The organism is Pseudovibrio sp. Alg231-02, assembly GCF_900143565.1.
Classification (GTDB): Bacteria; Pseudomonadota; Alphaproteobacteria; order Rhizobiales; family Stappiaceae; genus Pseudovibrio.
Genome location: NZ_FREX01000001.1, coordinates 491,915 through 512,539 on the forward strand (window position 1 = coordinate 491,915; position 20,625 = coordinate 512,539).

Annotated in this window: 15 protein-coding genes; 13 read left to right on the plus strand and 2 right to left on the minus strand. The window is 49.0% G+C overall.

Annotation, left to right across the window (positions count from 1 at the left end; all coding sequences use genetic code 11):
* Positions 1-31 precede the first annotated feature (31 nt).
* Genes flgF through fliI form a run of 3 tightly spaced genes read left to right on the plus strand, consistent with a single transcriptional unit; the run spans position 32 to position 2,781 of the window.
* Complete coding sequence (gene flgF, locus DHN43_RS01975; protein ID WP_063288327.1) at positions 32-757, plus strand: flagellar basal-body rod protein FlgF; 726 nt, start codon at positions 32-34, stop codon at positions 755-757.
* Positions 757-1,446 carry a hypothetical protein gene (locus DHN43_RS01980; protein ID WP_108817555.1) on the plus strand — a complete coding sequence of 230 codons (690 nt, stop codon included), beginning with the start codon at positions 757-759 and terminating at the stop codon, positions 1,444-1,446. The genes flgF and DHN43_RS01980 overlap by 1 nt, the downstream gene beginning before the upstream one ends.
* Positions 1,447-1,464: 18 nt before the next feature.
* Positions 1,465-2,781: a flagellar protein export ATPase FliI gene (gene fliI / locus DHN43_RS01985; protein ID WP_108817556.1), complete on the plus strand. Its 1,317-nt coding sequence runs from the start codon at positions 1,465-1,467 to the stop codon at positions 2,779-2,781.
* A gap of 60 nt (positions 2,782-2,841) precedes the next feature.
* Here the strand turns inward: fliI and DHN43_RS01990 are convergent, their stop codons facing one another.
* Positions 2,842-3,516, minus strand: coding sequence for a response regulator transcription factor (locus tag DHN43_RS01990; protein WP_108817976.1), 675 nt, complete (start codon positions 3,514-3,516; stop codon positions 2,842-2,844).
* A gap of 755 nt (positions 3,517-4,271) precedes the next feature.
* Between DHN43_RS01990 and DHN43_RS01995 the strand changes: the two genes are divergently transcribed.
* From DHN43_RS01995 to DHN43_RS02005, 3 genes are all read left to right on the plus strand, one after another.
* A complete protein-coding gene (locus DHN43_RS01995; RefSeq protein ID WP_108817557.1) occupies positions 4,272-5,588 on the plus strand; it encodes a UDP-glucose dehydrogenase family protein in 1,317 nt (438 codons plus the stop codon).
* Positions 5,589-5,820: 232 nt separating this feature from the next.
* On the plus strand, positions 5,821-7,803 hold the full coding sequence (locus tag DHN43_RS02000; RefSeq protein ID WP_208994790.1) for an autotransporter assembly complex protein TamA: 1,983 nt from the start codon (positions 5,821-5,823) through the stop codon (positions 7,801-7,803).
* A 52-nt stretch (positions 7,804-7,855) separates the two neighbouring features.
* Positions 7,856-12,262: a translocation/assembly module TamB domain-containing protein gene (locus DHN43_RS02005; protein WP_108817558.1), complete on the plus strand. Its 4,407-nt coding sequence runs from the start codon at positions 7,856-7,858 to the stop codon at positions 12,260-12,262.
* Here DHN43_RS02005 and DHN43_RS02010 read toward each other — a convergent pair.
* Positions 12,259-13,275, minus strand: a complete 1,017-nt coding sequence (locus DHN43_RS02010; protein ID WP_108817559.1) for an Ldh family oxidoreductase — start codon at positions 13,273-13,275, stop codon at positions 12,259-12,261. The two genes, DHN43_RS02005 and DHN43_RS02010, sit on opposite strands and share 4 nt — an antisense overlap.
* A 454-nt stretch (positions 13,276-13,729) precedes the next feature.
* On the opposite strand from DHN43_RS02010, the gene DHN43_RS02015 reads away from it, so the two are divergent.
* The 7 genes from DHN43_RS02015 to DHN43_RS02045 all read left to right on the plus strand — a co-directional run bounded on the left by DHN43_RS02015 (position 13,730) and on the right by DHN43_RS02045 (position 20,396).
* Positions 13,730-15,205, plus strand: coding sequence for an NAD-dependent succinate-semialdehyde dehydrogenase (locus DHN43_RS02015; RefSeq protein WP_108817560.1), 1,476 nt, complete (start codon positions 13,730-13,732; stop codon positions 15,203-15,205).
* A gap of 70 nt (positions 15,206-15,275) precedes the next feature.
* Positions 15,276-15,824 (plus strand): GNAT family N-acetyltransferase, encoded by a 549-nt coding sequence (locus tag DHN43_RS02020; protein WP_108817561.1) that lies wholly within the window; start codon positions 15,276-15,278, stop codon positions 15,822-15,824.
* 93 nt (positions 15,825-15,917) lie between these two features.
* Positions 15,918-16,421, plus strand: a complete 504-nt coding sequence (locus tag DHN43_RS02025) for a class I SAM-dependent methyltransferase (RefSeq protein ID WP_057465999.1) — start codon at positions 15,918-15,920, stop codon at positions 16,419-16,421.
* Between the two features lie 318 nt (positions 16,422-16,739).
* Positions 16,740-17,318, plus strand: a complete 579-nt coding sequence (locus DHN43_RS02030; RefSeq protein ID WP_057465998.1) for a YceI family protein — start codon at positions 16,740-16,742, stop codon at positions 17,316-17,318.
* A gap of 99 nt (positions 17,319-17,417) precedes the next feature.
* Complete coding sequence (locus tag DHN43_RS02035) at positions 17,418-17,987, plus strand: cytochrome b (protein WP_057465997.1); 570 nt, start codon at positions 17,418-17,420, stop codon at positions 17,985-17,987.
* Positions 17,988-18,008: 21 nt separating this feature from the next.
* On the plus strand, positions 18,009-18,578 hold the full coding sequence (locus tag DHN43_RS02040) for a YceI family protein (protein ID WP_108817562.1): 570 nt from the start codon (positions 18,009-18,011) through the stop codon (positions 18,576-18,578).
* A gap of 183 nt (positions 18,579-18,761) precedes the next feature.
* A complete protein-coding gene (locus DHN43_RS02045; RefSeq protein ID WP_108817563.1) occupies positions 18,762-20,396 on the plus strand; it encodes a fumarate hydratase in 1,635 nt (544 codons plus the stop codon).
* Positions 20,397-20,625 lie beyond the last annotated feature (229 nt).

The following is a 20,625-nucleotide window of genomic DNA, read 5'->3' on the forward strand; positions in this document are numbered from 1 at the left end:
AGTAGCTTGATCGGATTTGGAGTCTAAATTTATGGTCGTCCCTTCTCTTTATGTCTCCCTTTCCGGGCAAATGGCCCTTGAGCGCCGACTTGAGACAGTTGCGCGAAATGTAGCCAACATGGAAACTGCTGGCTATCGGTCTACAGAAGTCAAATTCGATAGTCTCGTTAAGAGCCCAGGCAAAGACCCAGTCTCCTTTGCGTCCACTGGAGAGAACTATATCTCGACGCAGGCTGGCGCGATCAAGCAAACTGGTAATTCTCTTGATGTCGCGATTGATGGCAACGGCTGGCTGGGTATTCAAACCGGCAATGGCGTTGCTTATACTCGAGATGGCCGTTTTCAGATTGGTGTTGATGGCATCCTCAGGAGCATCGAAGGCAATCCAATTCTTGATAGCGGAAATGCACCAATTATCCTGGACCCACTCGGCGGAGCTCCAGAGATTGCTAAGGATGGCTCCATCTATCAGGAAGGCCGTCAGGTTGGCGTACTCGGCCTTTTCTCCATTCCTCAGGATGCCAAGCTGAGCCGCGCAGGAAATTCTGCTGTAATACCTGACGCGCTCGCAGAACCCGTTCAGGATTTTACAGAGAATGGATTCGCCCAGGGCTTCGTGGAAGGCTCGAACATTAATCCAATCTCTGAGATCACCAAGCTCATCACCATTACCCGTGCGTTTGAAAGTACAAATTCAATGATGCAGAGTGTGGAAAGTATTCGACAGCAGACAATACGAAAACTTGGAGAGAGCTGATGGCTGTTAATCCGGTTCAAGCAATTTCTGGCACTTCGGAAGATACTCGCGCCGGAAGCACCTCCAATAATACTAAGACCTCACCACCCAAACCATTTAGTTTGGGTGAGTTGCTTGATATCATCAATCCATTGCAGCACATCCCCGGTGTAAATACCCTCTATCGAGAGATTACTGGTGATGAGGCTTCTGTTCGCTCTCGCGTTGCAGGTAGCTCATTGTATGGGATGATTGCCGGCCCTCTGGGAGTGGCGGGTCTCGTCGCTGGGAACCTTGCAGAAATGAAAATTTCTGGTGTGCTCGACGCGGAGAACGCGAGCACAGACGAGGCAACAGCTCTCAGCACCATTGAGAAAAAAATACAGGCAAGTCCAGCTGTACCTGCACCTGCTTCAGATATGGTGTCCTCACTGCAAAGGGGAACGCCAATCCTGCCCGTCCAGTCCAAAGAAATCCCGCCGCTTTTTGGCAACATCGCTTCTGCCAGAGCCATTTCTATGGGAAATGAGGACAAGCTGATTGAAGCTCTGGCTGGTAGCTCGAAGAACGAGGAAAAAACTTCTTCTGACTTGGAAACATCAACACTTCCAACAGTTGATAAGCTGTCACAGGATGCTCGGAACTTGCTGCCAGATGATTTACTCAAGCAGCTACAAGAGCGGCATCGCAATACAATTGCACAAAGCTAATACTTCAAAAGGTTGTTTATGACCGCCCTTGCGCGCATTCAGGAACTTACCGCTCAAATTCCATCAAGCTCATGGAACATTGAGATAAGCGGAACCCTCTGTGAGGTTACCCCTAATCATCTTAGAGTGAAGGGCCTTTCAGGTGGCGTTAACTTGGGAGACCAGGTCTCCTACATGAGCAACAACGGTGAAGAATTTGGAGAAGTAATCCGAATTGAACCTGACAGTGTGCTTGTGAAGCCCTATGCATCCAGATCTGACCTCGGCCTTGGGATCAAGGTAAAGCGTTGCGGCGAACTTAGCTTTTATCCGGACAACAACTGGCGCGGGCGCATTATCAATGCGTTTGGACAGCCAATCGACGGTCTCGGTCCGATGACTGAAGGACCATCTCTTGCGTCATTTAATACCCTCCCCCCTCCGCCAGTTCACCGTGCGCGTGTTAAAGACGCTGCCTTAACTGGGGTACGGGTGCTCGACCTCTTTACACCAATTTGCCATGGTCAGCGCCTGGGCATCTTTGCCGGGTCTGGCGTAGGTAAATCAACACTGCTCTCCATGATCGCACAAAGCAACTCTTTCGACACTGTCGTTATCGGGCTTATCGGTGAGCGTGGCCGTGAAGTTCGTGAGTTCGTCGAAGAAACACTTGGTGATCAACTCTCCAAATCCGTGGTGGTGGTCGCTACAGGTGATGAAAGCCCCATGATGCGGCGGCTTGCTCCTAAAACAGCAATGACAGTGGCCGAGCATTTCAGAGATCAAGGACAATCAGTTTTATTGATCGTTGATAGCGTCACTCGCTACGCACATGCTCTACGTGACGTTGCGTTGGCAGCTGGAGAACCTGCTCTTTCTCGCGGCTATCCGCCAAGCGTATTCTCTGAACTGCCCCTCCTACTCGAGCGCGCAGGCCCAGGCATTGAAGGAAGCGGCATGATGACCGCCATCTTTTCCGTGCTGGTTGATGGTGATGACCATAATGACCCTGTAGCAGACAACATCAGAGGTCTACTGGACGGGCATGTCGTTCTGGATCGGCATATTGCTGAGGAAGGCCGGTATCCTGCCGTCAATGTCCTCGGCTCCATCTCGCGACTTGCGCAAAGCTGCTGGTCCCCTCAGGAACGCGAGCTTATCCTGAAACTAAAGGCAATGATCGCCAAGTTCGAAGATACCAAAGATCTACGCATGATGGGCGGCTATAAAGAGGGTGTGGATCCCTTGCTCGATCAAGCCATTGAGGTTGCCCCGAAGGTTTACAATGCGCTTGTACAGGGCTTGGACGCTCCCTCAAGCCAGGATGCCTTTACTGAGCTGGCTCAGCTTCTGTAAAAGAAAAAAGATACGAGACCTAAACAACAAAAAAGGCTGCTCAAGCAGCCTTTTTTGTTGTTATAGAGAATTAATTATATAGCCGAGATAACGCTTTGAATCGATGGGATCATATCCCATCTGTGTACGTAGTTTCTTTCTTAGCTTACTGATATGACTTTCGATCACATTTTCGTCTACTTCACTTTCAAAGATGCCATAGACAAAGTTGTAAATCTGAGTTTTCGTCAGTCGCCGTCCGTTATTTTGAGCAAGATACTCAAGGATACGACGCTCTCGGCGTGGTAATGCCAGTGTCTTCCCGTTGATTTCAGGATCCCGTCCATCAAAGTATACAGTAAGATCACCTAGCTCGACATTAATGCTTTGGTTCGTTGTCCGCCGCTTGATTGCGTTGACACGCGCAAGTATCTCTTGCGGATGCACCGGCTTACGGACAACATCATCTACACCAGCAGCAAACAACTTCAGTGTCTGTTCCAAAACCGGACTGCTATTCAGAACCAATACCGGTTTTTGAGAACACCTACGGCGGATAATCTGCGGGAATTTTTCACGCTCCCCTATCTCACCAATCAAAATAGCTTCGACAGCCTCGAACTCGGTATCAGGTGCAGTATTTAACCAATCCCGAAAGTCATCCGGACTAAAGCCACTTGTCGAAATACCTTCTCGCTCAAATCCAGATGCATACCCATCGGTCACAAGCTGTTGTTCATCAACAATTAAATACATAACCCCAACCCATTCATTCCCAAATGAATATATCGCTGGTAAATCAGTGAAACACATTCTGTCAATTTCTCTTGAAGAATTTTTACCTTCAGCACCAAGTAAAACCTCACAAGAAACTATAGTAATTATAATAGAAAATAAGAATAAACTTTACTTACAATTTTAACTTAATACAAAACATAGGTGCCGATTTCTGCCATTTTTCGAAATCTTTCGAATTTCAATCTTTATTTCTCATACCCTTATTTTTTGTAGGACAAAAATTCTAAGGCATATTTTTGCCACATCCTCTCCATATTTGAGTTCGCGTCATACGGGAAAAATCCTTGGGATAAACTATTAGCAATTTTAAGTTAGCTACTATTGGCGCAAGGAGTAGAATCAAAAAGAAGCATTAAAGCCGGAGAAAAACGGGCGTACTTCTACTTATTCTTACAATTGTATATCTCATGTAATTTTATCTAAATTAACACATTAACCATCCAATTCTTAGTAGGCAGCATTTTCCTACTTAGAAAAGAAATGTATTCTCCTAGAACTTTAGATAAATAACAGAGCTATACTCTCAAATACTCGTCACAATTCGACTACAATTTTACCACAATGCGTGTCTTTTTTCGGGCAAGGATACCACGTTATCAGGGGGATATACCTAACTGTGGGATGTGTTTCATCTCAGGTTATGTACTATTGCGTTTCAACTTAAACAAACTTATTTGCACATCCAGAAAAGATCGGCTCGTGCAGGAGACACAATGTTAATTACAGTAATAGGCAGCGGCTACGTCGGGTTGGTTTCAGGCACGTGTTTTGCTGATTTTGGTCATGAGGTCATCTGCGTTGATAAAGCAGAAGACAAGATTGAAAAGCTGAAGAACGGGCAGATCCCAATTTACGAGCCGGGCCTGGAAGAGTTGGTTGCCAGCAATGTGAAAGCTGGCCGCTTGAGCTTTACAACTGAGCTACCTGACGCGGTTCGTAAAGCCGACGTTATCTTCATCGCAGTCGGCACCCCTTCCCGCCGCGGAGATGGGCACGCCGACCTTAGCTACGTGTATGCAGCGGCTGAAGAGATCGCAACGTCCCTTAATGGCTTTACAGTCGTTGTCACTAAATCGACTGTTCCGGTTGGTACGGGAGATGAAGTCGAGCGCATTATTCGCGAAGCAAATCCAAATGCGGATTTTGAGGTTGTCTCAAACCCAGAATTCTTGCGCGAGGGTGCAGCGATTAATGACTTCAAACGTCCTGATCGTATTGTTGTTGGCCTTTCTCATGAGCGTGCGAAGTCGGTCATGACTGAAGTCTACCGTCCTTTGTATCTCAACCACTCTCCAATTCTGTTCACGAGCCGTCGCACCTCTGAGCTGATCAAGTATGCCGGCAACGCCTTCCTTGCGATGAAGATCACGTTCATCAACGAACTTGCTGATCTGAGTGAAGCAGTTGGAGCAGACGTTCAGGATGTTGCCCGAGGCATCGGTCTTGATAATCGTATTGGTGGCAAGTTCCTGAATGCTGGTCCCGGTTATGGCGGTTCTTGCTTCCCGAAAGATACACTTGCGCTTGTTAAGACTGCGCAGGACCACTCCAGCCCTGTTCGCCTGATTGAGACCACATGTTCAATCAACGATCAGCGCAAACGCTCTATGTCCAAGAAAGTGGCAGCGGCTATTGGTGGGGATGTCCGAGGCAAGAAAATTGCTGTGCTAGGCCTGACCTTCAAGCCAAACACAGACGATATGCGCGACAGCCCTGCCCTTTCGATTATTCAAGCGCTTCAGGACAAAGGTGCTGACATTCACGCTTATGATCCTGAAGGCATGGAATCTGCTGTGGAACTTCTGGAGGATGTTACATTCGGAAATAATGCCTATGAGATTGCAAAGGGTGCACATGCTCTGGTTATTGTGACCGAGTGGGATGCGTTCCGCGTTCTCGACTTCAGCCGCCTTAAAAATGAGATGGCGACTCCAGTGCTCGTGGATCTCAGAAACATCTACGGCAAAGACGAAGTTGCAAAACACGGCTTCTCTTACACCTGTATTGGACGTCCTGACGAAGAAATCTAAACAATAAGGTCCCGGCGAATTATGCGTTTTGCCGGGACTTTTCTCGCCTCCCACAATCCATGCCCAATTTTTAAGTGCTGTTACCAAAGAGGTGACAATTGCGGTTTGCTTTCAACACACCAATCATGCGAATTTTAATTATCGCGTGAGCAGATTCTCTCAGGGCTAATCCCAAGAGCTTTATGAGCTGAGAACAATCTGCATTTTGGAAGATTGTTGGAGCCTATCCTAGTTGCTTTACAAGCATAAAAACAGACGAGAGCGTATAGCCTCTGGTTGGCCATGGAACGTCAAAATTCCTCGCGCTGTTGCTTTGCTTGTTTGCTTGTGCCTTTCATTCAGCACCTTTTCGCAAGCCTATGCCTTTGAACTTTTCGGATACCATCTCTGGGGTGAAAAAGCTGAGAGTGATGAAGATAGCTTAGCTGGTGTGCCAGACCCGACACCTTACACCGTTGAGTTCCGTGTTGTTGGGGAACATGAAGACCAGCCGAGTGAACTTGAGGAAGAGCTGCAGTCCGTCAGTCTTTTGGTTCAGGACGTCAAGAAGCTTCCGTCTGGCGCCAGTGGCGTTCTCGCCCGCGCAACTCAGGACTTTGAACGCCTGATTGGTAAGCTTTATGAAGATGGATATTATGGTGCTCTGGTTCAAATCACCGTAGCAGGATCACCACTTAATCAAGCCATCCTTCATCCTGAGAAGATTACAGAGCGCCCTATTCCTATTCTCGTGGAGATTAACAGAGGTGTTCAGTTTCACTTTGGCAATGCAGATGTAAATTATAAAGGTTCGGCAACAGAGAATGGTCTTGACCTGCCCAACGCGCAGTCACTCGGCCTTGTCGAAGGAATGCCAGCACTTTCAGCTAAGGTGTTGGAAGCAGAGAAGCAGGCCATTAAGTTCCTTAAGGATGAAGGATATCCATTTGCGAAAGTGGGGAACCGGCAGTTACTGGCCAATCACGCCAGTCAGACGCTCAAAGTTAAACTGGATGTTGTCAGTGGACCATATGCGCGGTTTGGTCCGGTTTCTGTATCCGGCACAGTCAAAATGGATCCTGAGTTTGTTCGCAGTTACGCAAACCTTCCTCGCGGTGCGCAGTGGGATGCCAAAGTTATCTCTCACGCACAGAGCAGACTGAGGGATCTGGAAGTCTTCTCCAGCATTCGCTTTGAACCTGATGACCAGCTTGATGCGAACGGTGAACTGCCTCTGACAATTGTTGTGGCAGAACGCCCACGGAAAGTTTTTGGAATTGGTGCCAATTACTCCAGTAATGAAGGTGTTGGTTTTGATGGATACTGGCGACACCGCAACCTGTTTGGAAAAGCGGAGCGACTTTCAGTCACCGGTGCAGTCGGCCAGCTTCTTGCCGTAAACAACGAGCAGATTGAGTATGCCGCCCGCGTCACCTTTGAAAAACCAGGTGCGATTGGACCGTTGACCGCTTTTTCAACCAGCGTTGCTGCCGTTCAGGAAAACCCAGATAACTATCGCAGCACGTCATTTTCATACGATGCTTATCTATCCCGCGATTTCACAGAGGCTTTGAGCGGCCGAATTGGTGCTGAAGTCTATTTTGCCAATGAACGGGACGTTTTCGGCCAGAATGATTACTTCCTATTGGGAATTCCTGCAGACCTGACTTACGACACACGCAATGACGCTTTGAACCCGACCAATGGTATTGAAGCCAAATTATTCTTTGAACCAGCCTATGACGTGCTTGGTGATACCGAAAACCTGTATTCTCAAGGCTCGATTGCCAGTTACCTGCCGATTGTAGGTACGGACCGTGTTGTTTTAGCTGGCCGCGTATCAGCCGGTGCAATTATCGCCCCGTCAGTTCAGGATGTCCCCGCTGCACGGAGGTTCTTCCTTGGAGGTGGTGGATCAATCCGAGGGTATGCTTACAAAAACGTGGGGCCGCGCCTGGATGACGAAGTTACGGGTGGGCGCAGCTTCATGCTGTTTAATGGTGAAGTCAGAACAAGAATTACTGAAAACATTGGTCTTGTCGGATTTGTAGATGCAGGTGCTGCATATTTGACCCAGTTTCCAAACTTCGATGAGCCCTTCAGCGTAGGTGTTGGCGGAGGGGTGCGCTATTTCACACCTGTTGGCCCTTTGCGGCTTGATGTTGGTGTCCCACTTGAACCTCAGCGCAATGATCCGCCGTTTGCAGTCTATATTGGTTTAAGCCAGTCCTTCTAATCAGCACCGCCTACAGAAGGCAAGCGTTAACAAGAGAAAGATCAAAGAGCGAATGCAACTGGTCCGACGTATCACAATGACCCTTGGCAAAATACTAGCCCTTCTTCTCGCGCTGGTACTTGTGGTTTATGCCGGACTTGTGGTGACAACTAGTTTCCAGGCAGGTCGCCAATCCCTCGGATCAACTTTGAGCTCTTTTTTGCCAGATGTGAGGATTGATCAACCTCGCCTGACCGCTTCCGGCAATCTGTTTGCAGATGGGGTCTATCTTTCCGATGCGAAGGGCACATGGCTTGAAATTCACAGTGCTTCAGTTCGATGGTCACCGCTTTCGCTTCTTTTCGGAGCACTTGATATTCACGAAGTCGCAGCACAACAGATTGCATTAGCACGATTGCCAGAAGCTACAGAAAGTCCGGGTTCTGAACCTGCCCCTGCTGAAGAAACAGGCATTACCCTGCCTTTCAACACCATTGATCTCCAAAGCCTCAACATCAAAGAACTTGCCCTCCCCGCTTCTATAGCCGGTATGCCTGCACAGTTCGAGATCACGGGCACTGCGACTTATGCGAGTTCTCCTGACAAAATTACCGGCAAGCTCAACATTTCACGCACTGGCGACGTTCAGGGCACAGCAAGCATTGACGTCGATTTTGATCCGGCAGATGGCGTGTTCAATTTCCGCGGCATGGTCTCTGAAGCAGCCAATGGGCTGACTGCCAATCTTCTTGACCTTCCGGATGCGCCTAGTTTTGCGCTACGTATGGAAGGTGGCGGCCCGCTGACAAACTGGTCATCTTCATTACAAGTAGATCTGAATAGGGTTCGAGCCATTGATGGTGAGATTACTCTTGCGCAAAATGGAACGCAGAAGTCACTAACTACACATTTATCGGGGGAACTCGAGCAGTTTCTTCCTTCTTCTATCTCCAGCCTATTTGCGGGGCAGACCACGTGGTTTGCAAACGCGACACTCAATGAAGATTATCTGCCGCTTTCAGCAACCGGAAAGCTTTCAACCGGTGCGATCTTATCGCATTTGGAGAACACATACGCAACTGACAAGAACTCTTTGATAGCGAAGGTCCAAATCCAGACACTTGAGAGCAACACTAAACCACTTCTCATCAAGACTGGCGAGCAGGCTGTTCAACTGGATACTTTGTCTGTGACTGCATCGGCTTCGGGACCGCTTGAGAGCCTGAATTGGGACTTCTCTGTTCAAGCAGATAAGATTAAAACACAAGAAGCGGATCTGGGCGCGCTAAGCCTTTCTGCAAAGGGTGATGGTGCAAATATTTCCGCGCAGATGATGTCCATCCCGCTTGAAGCGCTTCTCCAAGTTAGTGGTGTCCATCTTGCTGGAGCTTCTCAAGACCAAAACATCAAGAATGTAAGTGTTTCGCTCAAAGGTACAGTGTTTCCAAATCAGGAAAAGCTAAAGCTAAGCGAGCTACACTTGGAGAGTGATGGAGCGGCTGCACGGTTTAATCTGGTAGAACTCTCACCGAACAACGGACAGGCACAGGGCAATCTTTCGATATCTGACCTCAGTCTTCTGTCAGGATTTGCACAGCAAAACATCAGCGGCTCTGTTGAGGCTCAGCTGTCTTTGCTGGCAGATTTCAAAGAACAATCTGGAGAGATCAATCTCAAAGGAACCAGCAGCCGAGTAAGTCTGCAAAATGAGCGCGTTGACCGAATTCTCACTTCCCCGGGTAGGTTTTCTGCCAAGCTTGCAGCAACCCTTGATAGCTCCGACCTGCTCGCTTCATATGGCCGACTGGAAGTCCTTTCCTTTGAGAACATGTTTGGACAAATTGAAGCTCATGGCAGTTTGCAGGATCGTCAACTGGATGGTGCATTTTCTGCCCAAGTGCATCAACTCGATCTGCTGGAGCCCCGTGTAAGTGGGGCCCTCACTGCCAGCGGGAAGGTTTCAGGTAATGCTTCTGCACCTGAAGTGACACTTGAAATACACTCTGACCGGATTGAGATGGATGGCACTCCCTTAGAGAAGTTGCAGCTTGTTGCAGATGGGACGCTTTCTGAAACGGCCCCCAATGCGGACATCAATCTCACAGGCAGGTTTAAAGGGGAAGAGCTTGTTGGCAAGTTCAAGCTGCTGAGTGAGGCTGGCAAACTGTCTGTTCCAACGCTGGATTTTGATTTGGGCGGAAACAAACTCAGTGGCAATGCACATGCTGCTGATCTTGCGCTTCTACCACAAGGTTTGGTTGGGCAGTTCACCATTGAAGCCAATGATCTGAGCACTTTGTCATCACTGGCCTTGACCGAGATGGAAGGTCAGGCTCATGGACAAATCGATATTGAGCAGGACAACGGTGATGCCAAGATCTCATTTGATCTTAGCAGCCAAAACCTTCGGTTTGCACAAAGTTCCATCATGTCCTTTGTCGCAAAAGGCTGGATAGACAAACCTTTCACACGCCCAGCTGCAAATGCGAACATTGCGCTCGATGGTGTTGAAGTGGAAGGGGTAAACCTGAGATCGTTGACATTCAATGCGACACCTGTTGAAGGCAAGACAAGTGCAGAGGTTGCAACTGGCTTTTCCATTAATGCCGAATTTGCTGAAAACAACGACCAACTTCAAAGCACAGGGCTGGTGCAAGCTGTTCCCGAAGGGATCATTCTTACGCTGAACTCTCTTAATGGCCGCTACAAGGGGATGCAGACAAACCTCAAGCAACCAGCAGTGATTTCGCTACTTGAAGACAAACGGACTGTGTCCTCCTTTGAGCTGGCTCTTGGCAGTGGCTCTTTAAATGTTTACGGGAGCAACAGCAATCAGCTCGACATTAACGCCGAACTGAAGCAGCTGCCACTTTCCATAGCGAATGCCTTTGTTCCAAGTCTTGCCTTGGATGGTGCTCTCAACGGGACGGTCCGCGCCTTTGGCGAGAACGACGCACCTCAAGTCAGCTGGCGGCTTTCATTGAGCCAATTTTCAGCAAAGCCACTTCAGGATAACCGCATCCTCCCACTTCAGATTGAGAGCACCGGCTCGTTTGCTGACAACAAAATTGACCAGAAGACCATCGTCACTAACAGCTCAGGCTTGAACGTTGAGGCCTCAGGGGCAATTGGGCTTGCAGATGGTCAAGAAGTGTCTTTGACCACATCAGGCAACATTCCACTTGACGTGGTGGGAGCCAAGTTGATCGAACAGAATTTGGGTGGCAGTGGTGGCTTCCGTCTCAGCGGGTCAGTTTCCGGCTCCCTCAAGGATCCTCAGATCGCCATTGATATCCAGCCTGTGAACCTTGAGACCACACAGCTCTCAACTGGCATGACGCTGACAGACTACTCAGGTGACATTAAGGTCACACGGCAAGAGATTGCGATCAATAAATTTGCTGCCAAGTTTAGTAATGGTGGCACGTTGATGCTTGATGGCAAACTAGAGCTTGGTTCAGGCCTGCCTGCTCAAATAGAACTCACGATTGATGGTGGCCGCTATGTTGACGGGACATTTGTTAGTGCATTGATTGATGCCAATCTTGCACTACAGGGCTCTCTTGCCGATGCAGGCGCCCCTCCTGCAATTTCGGGCAAAGTCACCATTAACCAGGCAGATATTGAAATTCCGAGCTCCTTTAACTCCAGTATCAATCCTGTGATCGTCCGGCATTTGAATGCGCCTAAGCCTATCCTCAATCAAGCGAAGATCCTTGCGCAAGATGAAGGGCGGGAAAACGCCAAGAAAAACGAGCAACCCAGCCCGATCTCGAAAGCTAGTTTGAATGTTGACGTGGAAGCACCAGGCAAAATCTTCATCCGCGGGCGCGGCGTCAACGCTGAAGCCGGTGGATCACTTAACATTGGCGGCAAGCTCGACGATGTGAAGACCGTGGGCGCTTTCTCTCTGGTGCGTGGCCGTATCGATATTCTATCAAAACGCCTGACACTCAGCCGCGGTAATGTGACGTTTAGTGGTTCTCTTGTACCAACACTCGATTTTGCGGCAACGACAACATCTGGCTCAACGGAAGTGACTGTTCTGGTGAGTGGACCTGCTGATATGCCGGTGATTGATTTCACTTCAGTCCCAAGCCTGCCAAAGGATGAAGTCCTTGCACAACTGTTGTTTGGCGAGTCTGTCAACGATCTTTCGCCAATTCAGCTGGCAAGCCTTGCAAGCGCGATCGCAACGCTAACCGGAGGCACTGGCGTGGAAGGGCCATTGGGCACACTCCGCAATCTACTGGGTGTCAGCGACATTGATATCAAATTTGATGCAGCAGGAAATCCAGAACTGGCCGTTGGCGGCTATATAAGTGAGCGGATTTATCTGGGCGTGACACAGGAGCCGACAACAGGTGACAATGCAGCAACTGTTGATATTGATGTCACGAAGTTCCTAAAGCTTCGTGGTGAAGCCGGCTCCGACGGAGATGCAAAAGCCGGTTTCTACTATGAGCGTGAATATGACTAAGTCGACTGCCCGGCGAGGCAGACTGCCTCATCGTAAATTGGCTTTGGCAGGTTGATACCGTATTGCTCTGCTTTTGCACGCGCAGCAAGGCGAGATGTTCCTGGCAAGCGAGCGCCTTGCTCCGCCTCAATCGCGGCGACAAGCGTTTGCATGCGCTCTGCGAACAAACCACCAGAGACAAGATCAGCGTTGATTGCCAGAATAACCTGACCAAGATCAGGGGCATCGCCCTCTCCTGAGAACAAACTGGACGCTTCAAAACCAAATGCAGCTCCGCACAGGCCAGCTGCCATGATCTCAATCATCATGGCCAACGCCGCTCCTTTGGCCTCTCCAATTGGGATCATGGTCCCAGCAAGCGCCGCCTCTGGATCGGTGGTTGGCTGTCCATCTTTATCAAGTGACCAACCTTCCGGGATAGATTTTCCCGTTCGCTGCGCTGCCATGATCTTTCCGCGCGCAACACGAGAGAGTGCTAGATCGATGACAAGTGGCTCTCCGTCTCCATTAGGAGCTGCAAATGCAATTGGGTTGGTTCCGAACATGGGGTTCTTACCGCCATAGGCTGCAATTGCCTTCGGGCCATTGCCAAAAATGAAGGCAACCATTCCATCTCGCGCCAATCGCTCACAGTGTGCCCCTGCTTGCCCAAAGTGGTGAGAGTGACGGATCGCGCTCAAAGCCAGTCCATTCTGCGAGGAGGCGTCTTTCAGAAATGGCAGTGCAACTTCAATTGCGGGGTAAGCAAATCCGTACTTGGCATCAATCCGCTGCACAACCGGAGTGACCAACTCTGCTTCCGCTTTGGCAAAGCCGTCTACTTTGCCGGTTCTTGTTTGGGCTGTGTAGGACGGAATTCTGGAAAGGCCATGCCCTGCCTGGCCGTCTGCCTCTGCGTTCACCAGAGCCTTTGAAACGATCTTCGCAATTGCTGGATCTGTTTTGTTGGCAGACAAAGCATCCTCAGTAAGTTTGCGTGCTTCTTCTAATGAGAGATTGACCGTGTCTGACATGGAACACCCTTAGCTATTTGAGTTCTTAAGCACGTCGCTCCTGACATATTTTGCGGATAAGCACAATTGCGCGCGTTTCTTGCAAAGACAGAAATGCGGATTGGGTTTGCTCACTTGAGCGGAGCAGATGACATTTCAACAGGACAGGCACCCGCAAGTTTGCAGGAATGACATTATTCCATATTTTTCCGCCCAGCTCATCTCTATCTCATCCCCGTAACGGCTTATAACTGCATGAGTTTTGGCTCTATGCCTATTCCATTGAGAAAGAGACAATCGTTACGGCCCCTGATTTCCATTGCAGAATGGATCAATCTTTGTAAATCCTATGGGGACTAGGTGTTTTTCCTAGATCTACCACTTATATGTGTAGGTCAGATAAAGCCATTGTTAGGTCTTGTTTTTCTATCTCTCCTCATTGCCTGGCGAGATATGACTTCATCAGGAGATACTCATGAGTACGACACTCTCAGCAACCAAAGAAATTCCGCTCCTACGTGAAGCTTGTCTCATAGGAGGAAAATGGGTCAGCGGTGATGAAAGCCATTCCATCCTCGTAAACAATCCAGCTACAGGCGAAATTATCGGGCGTGTGCCGCGTTTTGGCCGCCCTGAGACTGCTGATGCAATCGATGCAGCTCATACAGCTTTTGCCATCTGGTCAAAGATGACGGCTGCCCATCGCTGCAATCTGATGCTGCGGTGGGCAGACCTGATCATTGAGAACCAGAAGGACCTTGCAGAGCTGCTCACTGTTGAAATGGGTAAGCCGCTGGCTGAATCTACCGGTGAAGTTGCCATCACAGCCAACTACATTCGTTTCTTCGCTGAGGAAGGTAAGCGGGTTTATGGCGATGTAATCCCGTCCCCTTGGAAAGACCGCCGTATTATGGTGACCAAGGAGCCTATCGGCGTTGTTGGTGCCATTACCCCTTGGAATTTCCCAAGTTCCATGCTTGGACGTAAACTGGCTGCAGCTCTTGGTTCTGGCTGTACTGTTGTGGCAAAACCAGCAAGTCAAACGCCTTATTCCGCTTTGATCCTAGGTGAACTTGCGGAGCAGGCTGGAATTCCAACTGGCGTGATCAATATCATCACCGGCTCTGCTGCTCAGATTGCTGATGAACTTTGTGAAAACGACAAGGTCCGCAAGATCACCTTTACCGGATCTACTCCAGTGGGTAAGCAGCTTGCCTCCAAAGCATTGGCCAACATGAAAAAGGTCTCTATGGAGCTTGGCGGCAATGCGCCGTTTATCGTGTTTGATTCAGCTGATCTCGATAAGGCTGTCGAAGGTGCCATTGCATCCAAGTTCAGAAATTCCGGTCAGACTTGTGTCTGCGCAAACCGCATTTACGCTCAGGCAGGAATTTATGACGAGTTCTCAGCAAAGCTGAAGGCTGCCATTGAAGATCAGCTGCGCGTTGGCGATGGTCTGAAGCCGGGTACCAACCAAGGCCCTCTTATTGATGAGCATGCTGTTGCGAAAGTCGAAGAACTGATCGCTGATGCCGTTTCTAAAGGCGGTACAGTGGTGACAGGCGGCAAGCCAGATGCTCAGGGTGGCACGTTCTTCGAACCGACACTTCTGCTTAATGCGACCCCAGAGATGAAGGTTGCCAAGGAAGAGACGTTTGGTCCATTTGCACCAGTCTTCAAGTTTGAGAGTGAAGATGACGTGGTCAAAATGGCGAATGACACAGAGTATGGCCTCGCTTGTTACTTTTACACTCAAGATTTGGGCCAGACCTTCCGTGTTATGGAAGCATTGGAATATGGTCTTGTTGGCGTGAATGAAGGTGTGATCACGACCGAATATGCTCCGTTTGGCGGATATAAAGAGAGCGGAATGGGGAATGAGGGTTCCAAGTACGGCGTGGATGACTACATCAATATCAAGTACTCTTGCATTGGCGGGCTTGGCCTTTAACGCTCAATATTAATTTTGTGGGAGCCGGAGTGTTCATCACTTCGGCTTTTTCTTTTTGAGGACTGCTTTCGTGATTATCGAAGAAGAACGCTGTACGGCTGCTCCAACACTTAACGGCGAGCGCATTATCATGCGGGCTCACCAAACTTCAGATTTTGAAGCATGCTGCACCTTGTGGGCGGACCCTGATGTGGTTCGTTATATTTCGGGGAAGCCTTCCAGCCCAACAGATACGTGGGGGCGCATCCTCAAGTATGCCGGGCACTGGAGCCTCTCCGGTTTTGGGTATTGGGCTGTGATTGAGAAAAACAGCGGAGAGCTTATTGGCGACGTTGGTTTTTCTGACTTTAAGCGAGACATCACTCCGAGCCTTGATGGGTTTGCAGAAGCTGGCTGGGTGATCTCGCCTAAGTTTCATGGCAAAGGTTATGCCCGGGAGGCTGTTGAGCTGAGCCTATCCTGGCTGCGCAGTTCCAGACTGTTTCCTGAGGTTCATTGCATTATTGCCCCTGAGAACAAAGCCAGTGTCAGCCTTGCTAAGCGTGTTGGCTTTGAGAAGTACACGGATGGGTCTTACCTCGGACAACCGACCCTTTTCATGAAGCAAAGCTTTACTTAAACCAAAGAGCCCAACCTGTATCCGCCGGGTTGGGCTTGTTCATTTTCTGCGTTCCTGTATATCCTTTAGCTAATGATCCATTCAGGCTGAGTTATGCAGAAATACGATAAGATTTACGCCAAGGACGAAAGTTACTTCGGCCATACCTCCAAGCAGTTTACAACACTGTTCTCAAACCTCGACTTTGACAGCGGCACAATTCTCGATCTGGGTGCAGGACAAGGACGCGACGCGATCTTTCTTGCTAAGCGCGGTTATAATGTAATTGCTGTCGACAGCTCCAAAGTAGGTCTGGACCAATTGCAGGAACGAGTAGACACGGAGAATCTGCCGATTGAGGTTGTTCACGTGGATGCACTTGGTTACACGCCCCCGCAAGATCTTGATGCAATTGTTGCTGACCGTTTTTTCCACGAGTTGCCGAACAATGTGCGCGTCAAACTTCTGCAGCGTATGCTCAGTCACCTTCGCGTTGGTGGCTATATGCTTATCGCTGATGAAAAGAGCGTTCTGCCGAACCTGCGCGACACTCTGAAAAAGGAAAAGTTTGAGTTCCTACGCGATAAAAACGGCATTCTCTTCACTTACAAACCATAGGTACCTGATCGGAGGCGCATATGTGTGCCTCCCTTCCCCATTTTTATTACTAGAGTTTCTAACTGACAGATCACACACGAAAGTGTGATGTAAAACCCTTATATTTTTGCAGTTGTATCAGCTGGTTTTACAATCTCCATTATATTGCCACAGTGACAACTCATTTCCGCAACAATGTTTGCAAAAATTGGCGATATTGCTGACTTCGTCGTGATTGTGCACCTGGGATGAACAATGCGTTTAATTGCAATTCCCAGAACATCTGCCAATTGTATGCCCAAGATTGAAATTCACAGTTCAACATAATTGGAGATTACAATGAAATCAGTTCGCTTTGGAATGCTCGCAGTCGCAGCTTCTTTCCTCGCTACAGCAGCGGTTGCTGAACCTGTTGCTTACGACGTTGATATGTCCCACGCAAATCTCGCTTTTGACTACAACCACCTCGGTTATTCCACCACTGATGGCCGTTTTGCTACTTGGTCCCCTACTCTGATCATTGACGAAGCAAACCCAGCGAATTCTAAGGTGGACGTTGAAATTGACGTCAACTCTCTCAACACATTCTGGGAAGCTCGTGACACACACTTGAAGAGCGCTGACTTGTTTGATGTTGCTAAGTTCCCATCAGCAACATTCAAGTCCACCAAGGTTGAACAGGTTGGTGAGAAGAAGCTGGAAGTGACTGGTGATCTGACCATCCGTGGCATCACCAAGCCAACTGTCCTTGAAGTTGTTGTAAATCAGCTTGGTGAGCACCCAATGGCGAAGAAACAAGCTGTTGGTCTGGATGCGACTACCACGATCAAACGTTCTGACTTTGGCATGGCGATGGCTGTTCCTTACGTGTCAGACGAAGTGAACATCAACATCAGCTTCGAAGCGACTGTTAAGTAATGTTTCCGGCCTGTCGGATGCTGAGAATGCACTGACGGGTCTGGTCGAACTTTGAGAAGGGGCAGCGATGCCCCTTCCCTCGATCAAAGGGCCTTTTCCATGATCAGGAACACTCGATCAGCCTATGGCATCGTGGCAATTGCACTACACTGGACCATAGCAACGCTTATCATTGGTATGTTGGGATTTGGCCTTTATATGGTCACGCTGCCGATTTTCGAGCCTGCCACTTACTCTCTTTATCAGCTTCATAAGTCCATTGGTTTTGTCGTTTTGGCACTGGTCTCATTGCGCATCCTTTGGAAAATCACTGGTATCACACCTGACTTACCTGCCGAAATGCCGGTTTGGGAAAAGCTTGCTGCGCATTTGGGTCACATCAGCTTATATGCTCTGATGTTGCTGATGCCGCTGACAGGATGGTTGCTGGTTTCGTCCAGCCCGCTTGGACTGCCGACAGTTTTCTTTAACCTCTTTCAGATTCCGCATCTACCAACACCTGAGTTTTTGGGGCAAAAAGCAGATGTATCTGCGTTCTTCACCGCAGTGCATGGCTGGGCTGCGTATGCGTTTATCGCAGTGATCCTTGCACATGTTGGAGCTGCCCTTAAGCACTACTTCATATCCAAGGATAAAGTCTTACAGCGTATGTTGTCCTCAAAAGCCTAATTTGAGGATCTGGAGAAAACCATGAAACGATTGACCGAAATGTTCTTTAAAGCCGGCGTATTTCTGACCTTCATCCTAGTAGGAGCTGCTTCCTCTGCCTTTGCAAATGAATGGTCAGTGGATCGCAATAAGAGCACGCTTGGCTTTGAGGTCATCAATAACGGAAACACCGTTACGGGCACTTTTGCCACCTGGAATGCTAAGATCATCTTCGACAAAGAAGAACTCGACAAAGCCCAGATTCAAGCAACAATCATCACTGGAAGCGTAAAAACAGAAGATGCGCAGGCAGCAGGTGCAATCACAACCCCACAGTGGTTGGATATCTCCAGCTTCCCTGATGCTGTGTTTCGCGTAGATAACGTGGTTCCTGCTGGTGGTGATCTCTATGAGGCTGCCGGTACGCTGGAGCTCAAAGGTGCAAAGATTGCTATTTTCTTGCCCTTCACTTTGACCATTGAAGGTAAAACTGCCCACGCGGTTGGTGAAGCAACGTTATCTCGCAGTGACTTCAAGATTGGTGATGGCGTGCCAGACAGCACTGTCAGCAATAAGGTGACTGTGAAACTGGACCTATATGCTACTCGTTGATGGATTGCACCAAAGAGAGCCTTGCATTTTCCACCAAGTCTCTCGTCAATTCGGCGTAATCTAGCAAATTTGACAAGTTTTGAAGGCTGAGGGGCTTTGCCCCTCGGCTTTTTCTCTATAAAACGGCGCTCAGCAAATTCAACAGTGTACAGCGGTACACCAAAATAGCCAGAGAGTGCCAAGATGTCCGAAACACTTGCTCCCGAGTACGTTCACACCTCTCTTTTTCCATTGGGTAAAGACAAAACTCCTTATCGCAAACTGACCTCCGAGTATGTGAGCGAAGTTGAGTTTGACGGTGAGAAAATCTTGAAGGTGGAGCAAGAGGGTCTTCGCTTACTTGCCGAAGAAGCGTTTAAAGACATCAACCATTTCCTGCGCCCTTCCCATCTGGAGCAGCTCCGTAAAATTCTCGACGACCCTGAAGCAACTGCAAACGATAAATTCGTTGCTTTTGACCTGATGAAGAACGCGAATATTTCAGCCGCTGGCGTATTGCCAATGTGTCAGGACACTGGCACTGCAATTGTGATGGGTAAAAAAGGCCGCAAAGTCTGGACTAACGGGCATGACGAAGCAGCGCTCGGTGAAGGCGCACGTGATGCTTACTTCAAAAAGAATCTGCGCTACTCCCAGCTGGCGCCGATTTCCATGTTCGAGGAAAAGAACACCAAGAACAACATGCCGGCTCAGATCGAGCTTTATGCTGAAGGTGATGACGCGTACAAGTTCTTGTTCATGGCAAAAGGCGGTGGGTCTGCTAACAAGACCTTCCTGTTCCAAGGCACTCCGAGCCTGCTGACCAAAGATCGCATGATTGAGTTCCTGAAGGAGAAAATTCTCACTCTTGGTACTGCAGCATGCCCGCCATATCACCTCGCAATCGTCATCGGCGGCACATCTGCAGAGTTGAATCTGAAATCTGTAAAAATGGCTTCTGCCCGTTACCTGGATGAGCTGCCAACAGAAGGGTCTGAAGGCGGTCACGCATTCCGTGATCTGGAAATGGAAGCTGAAATTCACAAACTGACACAATCCAGCGGTGTTGGCGCACAGTTTGGTGGCAAATACTTCTGCCACGACGTGCGCGTGATCCGTCTGCCACGTCATGGCGCATCATTGCCAATAGGCATTGGTGTCTCTTGTTCAGCAGACCGTCAGGCAACTGGTAAGATCACCAAGGAAGGCATCTACCTGGAGGACCTGGAGCGGAATCCTGAAGTCTACATGCCGGAAGTTACCGACACCGATCTTTCTGATGATGTTGTAAAGGTCGACCTCACGCGCCCAATGAGTGAGATCCTTGGCGAGCTGACCAAGCATCCAACCAAAACACGGCTTTCGTTGAGCGGTCCGTTGATCGTGGCCCGCGATCTGGCGCATTCCAAGCTCCGTGATCGTCTCGAGGCTGGTGAGCCACTCCCTGACTACATCAAGAACCATCCGGTTTATTATGCAGGTCCAGCCAAGACGCCCGAAGGTATGCCTTCCGGTTCATTTGGCCCAACCACTGCTGGCCGTATGGATGCTTATGTGGACCAGTTTCAGGCCGCTGGAGGCTCTATGGTGATGCTTGCCAAGGGCAACCGCTCAGCAGATGTTCGTCGTGCGTGTCAGGCTCACGGTGGTTTTTACCTCGGTTCTATCGGTGGCCCTGCAGCCCGCCTTGCTCAAGACTGCATCAAGAGTGTTGAAGTGGTTGAATATGAAGAGCTGGGTATGGAAGCCGTTTGGAAGATCGAAGTTGAAGACTTCCCTGCCTTCATCGTGGTGGACGACAAAGGTAATGACTTCTTTAAAGAACTGAACCTGAGCTAACTGTTCTGGTGAGATAATACCGAGATTGAAGGGCGTTCTTTAGAGCGCCCTTTTTCACTGCCTGCATTCATGACAATTTCATTCAATCACAATTCAAATTAGCCACATTCATGTTTCATTGAATATATTAATTAGCGTTTTAGCTAGATGCAAATTAAGCTCGAGACGAATGTAAATCAGCTTCGAATGGATCGTGAGTAAAATCCTTTTCCATAAGAAGTATATAGCA

What these genes read in the sequence shown, in the direction of transcription:
- DHN43_RS01990 (WP_108817976.1), bottom strand. Translation starts at nt 3,516, where the DNA reads ATGTATTTAATTGTTGATGAACAACAGCTTGTGACCGATGGGTATGCA.
- DHN43_RS02030 (WP_057465998.1), top strand. Translation starts at nt 16,740, where the DNA reads ATGAAATCAGTTCGCTTTGGAATGCTCGCAGTCGCAGCTTCTTTCCTC.
- DHN43_RS02005 (WP_108817558.1), top strand. Translation starts at nt 7,856, where the DNA reads ATGCAACTGGTCCGACGTATCACAATGACCCTTGGCAAAATACTAGCC.
- DHN43_RS02025 (WP_057465999.1), top strand. Translation starts at nt 15,918, where the DNA reads ATGCAGAAATACGATAAGATTTACGCCAAGGACGAAAGTTACTTCGGC.
- DHN43_RS01995 (WP_108817557.1), top strand. Translation starts at nt 4,272, where the DNA reads ATGTTAATTACAGTAATAGGCAGCGGCTACGTCGGGTTGGTTTCAGGC.
- DHN43_RS01980 (WP_108817555.1), top strand. Translation starts at nt 757, where the DNA reads ATGGCTGTTAATCCGGTTCAAGCAATTTCTGGCACTTCGGAAGATACT.
- DHN43_RS02045 (WP_108817563.1), top strand. Translation starts at nt 18,762, where the DNA reads ATGTCCGAAACACTTGCTCCCGAGTACGTTCACACCTCTCTTTTTCCA.
- fliI (WP_108817556.1), top strand. Translation starts at nt 1,465, where the DNA reads ATGACCGCCCTTGCGCGCATTCAGGAACTTACCGCTCAAATTCCATCA.
- DHN43_RS02035 (WP_057465997.1), top strand. Translation starts at nt 17,418, where the DNA reads ATGATCAGGAACACTCGATCAGCCTATGGCATCGTGGCAATTGCACTA.
- flgF (WP_063288327.1), top strand. Translation starts at nt 32, where the DNA reads ATGGTCGTCCCTTCTCTTTATGTCTCCCTTTCCGGGCAAATGGCCCTT.
- DHN43_RS02015 (WP_108817560.1), top strand. Translation starts at nt 13,730, where the DNA reads ATGAGTACGACACTCTCAGCAACCAAAGAAATTCCGCTCCTACGTGAA.
- DHN43_RS02040 (WP_108817562.1), top strand. Translation starts at nt 18,009, where the DNA reads ATGAAACGATTGACCGAAATGTTCTTTAAAGCCGGCGTATTTCTGACC.
- DHN43_RS02010 (WP_108817559.1), bottom strand. Translation starts at nt 13,275, where the DNA reads ATGTCAGACACGGTCAATCTCTCATTAGAAGAAGCACGCAAACTTACT.